4 protein-coding genes are annotated in these 5,792 nt (G+C 58.1%); all 4 read right to left on the reverse strand.

Annotated elements, in window-relative coordinates:
• Positions 1-436: 436 nt before the first annotated feature.
• Positions 437-1,516 (reverse strand): tartrate dehydrogenase, encoded by a 1,080-nt coding sequence (locus tag BLU39_RS27960; protein WP_092719726.1) that lies wholly within the window; start codon positions 1,514-1,516, stop codon positions 437-439.
• A 36-nt stretch (positions 1,517-1,552) separates the two neighbouring features.
• Positions 1,553-3,043: a DUF3482 domain-containing protein gene (locus BLU39_RS27965; protein ID WP_092719729.1), complete on the reverse strand. Its 1,491-nt coding sequence runs from the start codon at positions 3,041-3,043 to the stop codon at positions 1,553-1,555.
• A complete protein-coding gene (locus BLU39_RS27970; RefSeq protein ID WP_092719732.1) occupies positions 3,040-4,518 on the reverse strand; it encodes a DUF2868 domain-containing protein in 1,479 nt (492 codons plus the stop codon). The genes BLU39_RS27965 and BLU39_RS27970 overlap by 4 nt, the downstream gene beginning before the upstream one ends.
• Positions 4,519-4,580: 62 nt before the next feature.
• On the reverse strand, positions 4,581-5,351 hold the full coding sequence (locus tag BLU39_RS27975; RefSeq protein WP_139178516.1) for a phosphatase PAP2 family protein: 771 nt from the start codon (positions 5,349-5,351) through the stop codon (positions 4,581-4,583).
• Between the last annotated feature and the right edge of the window lie 441 nt (positions 5,352-5,792).

Consider the following 5,792-nt stretch of genomic DNA (forward strand, 5'->3'; position numbering starts at 1 on the left):
TCTGAGCCAGGATCAAACTCTTCAGTTTAATCTCTGTTACTTTGCCGTTTTACCGGCACCGTCATTGCTGACGGGTCGCTCACTCAAAAAACTGACAGGCTACTTCCGAAGAAGTATCCTATTTCATTATTTCTTGTGAACATTTGATATTTTAAGTTAGACGCCAATCCGAAGATTGACGCTGCACTTACATCAAATGCCCACACTTATCGACTGTTAATTGTTAAAGAACTGTATTCGGCTACTGCTTTCGCGCTATCGACAAAGCGTTGTGTTTGTCAGCTGCGAAGAAGGAAGAGTATGAAGCAATTTGCTACGTCCGTCAACTCCTTCTTTTTTACTACCCAGCCCCTGAAGGCTGTCCCTTTTGTGCCGCAAACTAGTGCGTCTCATTGGGGAGGCGAACTATAGCAAAGCCCCACACGGGCGGCAAGCTTTATTTCAGCAATTCGGCAACCGCCATGCCGACATCCGTCGTACTGGCGCTGCCGCCCATATCGGGCGTACGCGGACCGTGCTCGAGCACCTGCTCGATGGCGCGCACTATCGCGTCATGTGCGGCCGTGTAATTGGCCTCGCCATTACCGAGGAAGTCCAGCAACATGGCGCCAGACCAGATCATGCCGATCGGGTTGGCGATATTCTGGCCGTAGATATCGGGGGCGGAACCGTGCACCGGCTCGAAGACGGAAGGGAACGTGCGCTCCGGATTGATATTGGCCGATGGTGCAATGGCAATCGTCCCCGTACAGGCGGGACCCAGGTCGGACAAGATGTCCCCAAACAGATTCGAGGCGACCACCACGTCGAAGCGCTCGGGGCTCAATACAAAGCGGGCAGCCAGGATGTCGATATGGTATTTGTCCCAGCGCACGTCAGGAAATTGCGGCGCCATGGTTTCCACCCGCTCATCCCAATACGGCATGCTGATGGCAATGCCATTCGATTTGGTCGCCGATGTCAGGTGTTTCTTGGGCCGGCTTTGCGCCAGCTCGAATGCGTATTTCAATATCCGGTCGACGCCCTTGCGCGTAAAAACGGATTCCTGCAGCACCGTTTCGCGCTCCGTCCCTTCGAACATGCGCCCGCCCACGGATGAATATTCTCCTTCCGTGTTTTCACGCACCACATAGAAATCGATATCGCCCGGTTTTTTATTCGCCAGCGGGCACGGCACGCCCGGCATCAGCCGCACGGGACGCAAGTTGACGTACTCATCGAACTCACGCCGGAATTTGAGTAAGGAGCCCCACAGCGAGATATGGTCGGGCACCTTGTCCGGCCAGCCCACGGCGCCAAAATAGATGGCGTCGAAATCCTTGAGTTGCGCAAACCAGTCCGAGGGCATCATTTGCCCGTGTTCCAGGTAATAGTCGCAATTGGCCCACGCCATCGTCGTAAACTGCAGGTCGATATTGAAATGGCGCGCGGCCGCTTCAATCACGCGCAAGCCCTCCGGCATGACTTCATTACCGATGCCGTCACCGGCGATGACCGCGATTTTATGTGTGCTCATGTAAGCCCTATTGGAATAGGCGATGAAAGCCCGTATTTACATCTGCTGCGCCACGTCCGGGTACAGGCGCGCCAGCACATCGGCAGTAATCGCCGTGATGATGGGCTGTACACGCTCGGCCGCCAGTTCAGTTGATTTCTCGCGGCGCACGTCTTTCCACAACTCGGCCAATGCGCCCTCATGACGCGCCACCGCCTGCTCGACTTCATCTTGCCAGAAGGCCGGCGCTTCGCTTTCAACGAAATTGCCGCGGCCACGGCCAAAGTGCGCCACCGCCAGGTAACGCAGCACGCCCGCCACCACCAGGGTGCGCAAGAAGGCATCCGTAAATTGCATGATGGGCTCATTGCGGTCCGTGCCGGAATTAAAGCCCCAGGCGGCGCCCGCAAACGTCAGCGCACCGACCACGCCGCCAAGCAAGGCGCCCGTACCCAAAGTCAGGCCGCCGGAAATCAGGTCGGCCGACAGCCCCGTCGCCGCACCGGAAATCATGGCGCCCAATAGTCCCGCTTGCGCCTTGTCGATCGGCGCGCGCACGGCGAAATTTTCCCGTATCCGGCTATTGATCTTGTGCGCATCGGTGGGATCGAGTTGGTGCAGGATCAAAAGCTCACGCGTGATGACACCACTGTGCGTATTGAGCCGCGCCACCAGGCTGGCCATGGCCTTTTCCTGGCGTTGCTGCTCCGCATTTTTGCCGATGCCCACGACTTGCAAGGCCGATTTCAGCAAGCCCTTGGAACCGGACTCGATGGCTTCGCGATCCTGTCCAGCCACCGCCAGCTGCGTAGCCAGCAAGTGCATGGCTTGCCGGAAACGCGCCGTATTCTGCTCTTGCCACGCAGAAAACAAACGCGCATAGCCGGCTTGCTGCGATTGCGGCAACAATTTACCCACGGCTTCGTAAAACACGCGTTCATGCACCCAGCAGCGGGCAAAGGCGTCGAGCGCCAGGACGTCGCGCACAATCGGATACTGCTGCAAATGCTCGCGCCAACGCGCCTGCTCGCTGTGTTCTTCATTGCCCGGACGCGGCGGCCCCATCTGATTGAGCAAAACCACCACAGGCTTATCCAGCCAGGCGAGAATTTTCATTTCCGCCGGCAAGTAACCGGCGTCCTTGGGATTTTCAGAGGAGTTGACCAGGTACAACACCACATCGGCGGAGTCCTTGGCCGTGCGCAGCGCTTGCTGGCTGAGCCAGAACGGGCGGTCGCGATAACGGTCCAGCACTTCGCGCAGGAACCAGCCGATGGGATTGCCCGACTGCCCCAGGCGCTTGAGCAGACGCACGGAATCGCCAAAGCCGGGCGTATCCCACAATTGCAAGGCATCGCCCTGCGGCGTAGCCAGCAAGGTATGCGACTCCGCAAACACCGTCACGTGGGCGGCGTCGCGCACTTCGCCGACATCCACGCCTACCAAGGTGCGCGCCAGGGTCGTCTTGCCATTATTCGTGTGCGAAATCAGCGCAAACTGTATTTGCACCGCATCATCCCGCACATCTTTATTCACATTCACACTCATGCTGCTGCCGATACTTTCAGCCCGACACCGGCATCGAGCGGGTGCAAGGCAGGGTTGAGCAAATTGACCACGGTGGCCGTGGTTTTATGGAACTGACAAAACTGTTGCCACAAGGCGACTCGTTCCGCCAGACGCGCGCCGTTGTCCGCCTGCTCACCCGCGCGCTCCAGGTAGCTGGATTCGTCGATCAGGACGGCGATGCCGCGTGCCGACGACTGCACCAGGTAATCGAGGAAGGCGCCGTGGTTTTCCTTTTCCGGCGTCGCCGTCAGATTGAACAGCACGGCAGTGATATTGACTTGCGGGTCATTCAGGTCCGTGCCGCGCAAGACGTCCTGCGGTTCTTCGCCATACGACGTCGATGGACGCAGCATCATGCGCCCTTGTTCGCCAAACAGCATGAGGGCGATTTGCCCCAGGCCCTTGTGACGCGCCTCATCGACGGTAAAGCTGTACGGCAAGACACGCAGCATGCCGCCCGTGGCCACGCCGATGCTTTCATTGAGCTTGCGGAAATACGGCTGATCGAGATCCAGCGGAAAGTGCCTGGCCAGGCGCGCGGCGCGCCAATTGTTGACCAGGGTCAGGATCAGGCGGGGCACGACGACCAGCAGGAAAATCGTTGCCGCATACAAATGCACCCAGCGTGCGCCGCCTTCGACGGTCGTCGTTTGCGGGAAGCGCAGCGCTTCAATTTCCGCCAGCGAAAAGCCTTGCAAATGAAACAGGGCGATGGCAGGCGCAAACAGGGTCGAAAGCAGGCTGTGCACCTGGCTGGCACTGAGAAACGTGCTTTCCCAGCCGGCCGCGTATTGCGACAGGAAACCGCGCGCATACAGTGAAGCGACGGCACCGATGGCAAACATGGCGGCGCTCAGGTGAATGGTACGGCTCAGGCGCGCGGCCGTCAGCTTGGCGCTCAAGTGCGCCCACTCCCCCATGAAACTGAGCAAGCCGGAAGACAAGGCGTGCGGCAGCTTGCGCGGCAGAGCCAGGCGGCCCACGCTCAGGTGGCGCACCAGTCCCGCTTTCGGCCAGCCGAGGGAGTGCGAGGGGATGCATAGCCAGATCAGCAAGCCCAGGTAGACCATCACATTCCAGGCAATAATCAGCAACAAGGGCGCCGACAGCAGATCCACGCGGTGGGGATCCGTGATGCGGTCGAGCCCGGCGCCCAGCAGCAAGGCCAGCAGGGGCAAGGCCAGCGCCAGGGTCTTCATGCCGTTGCGGCGTTTCGCGAAAGCGGCGAAGGCGGGAGTGCGCTCGGTGATGCGTTTGATGATCAGTTCGGAACGCTGCTGCAGGAAATCGTCACCGGTCACTTCGGCCTGCTTGCCCGAAGCTTGCCACTGCGCAAGCTCACGCGCGCTGCGGCTGGCATACATGCGGTCATCCTCGCTGAGGACTTCTTTTTTCTGGTCGGCCATCTCGATAGCCCGGACCAATACCACTTCTCTCGCAATCTGCTCGTTCATGGTGCTCCTGTTTTTGTATGAAACGACAACTCGACAGGCAGATTGTGACGTACTTTTGTATTTCAGGCCAACGCGTCCCCGGCCCGAAACAAATGATGCAGCAGATAGATCAGGAAAGAGGCGATCCAGGCCGACCACAAGGTGTGCGTGAAAAATTGTGCACCTTGCAACTGTTGCTGCCAGCCTGCCGTCAAGCCGCACAGCAGCATGACGACGGCGAAGAAAAGCGCCGTGCGTGGCCGTCCAGGCAGGCAGAACAATGGCAAGGCCAGCATCCACCAGGCAGTATTCGCCTGGGTAGCGGGCAGGCATGTCATGGCGGATGCGCTGGTCGGCAACGTTTCCAGCAGGCGCGTGTATGGTTCCAGTCCGCCGTAACGCAACAAATCCGTGGGACAGGGCACGTCGCTGAAGGAAGAGAGCAAATAGATGCTTAATGGCACGAAGATAGCCGACAATGCCACTACGCGCAAGGCGCTGCGGCGTGATGCCAGCCAGGCCAGCGGATGCAAGATGTCCCAGATGGCCAAACAGATCAAGGCGGCGCCAAGCAAGATCATGCAGAGCTGGAAACTGCTCGCCCACGGGCTGTCAGCACCGACGAATTTCCCACGCGCACCGTCGAACATGCTGTCGGCGATCATGAGGTCGAGGTTGCTGTAATTGCCGATCCAGAGTATCAGCATGGCCGACAGCATCAGGACGCTATCGATGCCCTTGGGAGTTTTGAGGAGTTTAAGCTTGGCCAGCATGGGTGCACACATTGCTTGATGAGAATGGAAGTCATCGTACAGTGTCAATATGAAGAGAACATGACGATCCCCGCCGTGCACAACATGTTGTGATATATGACAAAGGCAGCGCGCAGCGCTGCCTTTTTTTCGTCTGTGGTATTGACTGCCAACTTGTCGGATTACGCTACGCTAATCCGACCTTGTATTATTCCCTTCATGCCGTTCGTGATATTGCGAACGGTATCGACCGCTGTCAAAATCTTGGTAGGCATATCAAGACCGGGTAACTGGATGCCGTATCCGCCCTTAGGCTCCGAGCCAGTTTCGTAGATCTCGCACCAGTTACCCATCCTCAATGTCAAGATCGGACAGTATCTTTGGCACCGGCATGCCGGTTAGCCCGCATTCACAAGGTAGATCGCAAGAGGAGCACAGCATGTTTAATCTGGGAATCGACGTTGCCAAGGCAAAGCTCGACTGCGCGCTGCGCCTGCCCAATGGCAAGCATCGTAACAAGGTAGTAGACAACAATGACAAAGG

The organism is Janthinobacterium sp. OK676, from assembly GCF_900103595.1.
Classification (GTDB): Bacteria; Pseudomonadota; Gammaproteobacteria; order Burkholderiales; family Burkholderiaceae_D; genus Janthinobacterium.

Coding starts and splice junctions, on each gene's coding strand:
- BLU39_RS27960 (WP_092719726.1), bottom strand. CDS start 1,516: ATGAGCACACATAAAATCGCGGTCATCGCCGGTGACGGCATCGGTAAT.
- BLU39_RS27965 (WP_092719729.1), bottom strand. CDS start 3,043: ATGAGTGTGAATGTGAATAAAGATGTGCGGGATGATGCGGTGCAAATA.
- BLU39_RS27970 (WP_092719732.1), bottom strand. CDS start 4,518: ATGAACGAGCAGATTGCGAGAGAAGTGGTATTGGTCCGGGCTATCGAG.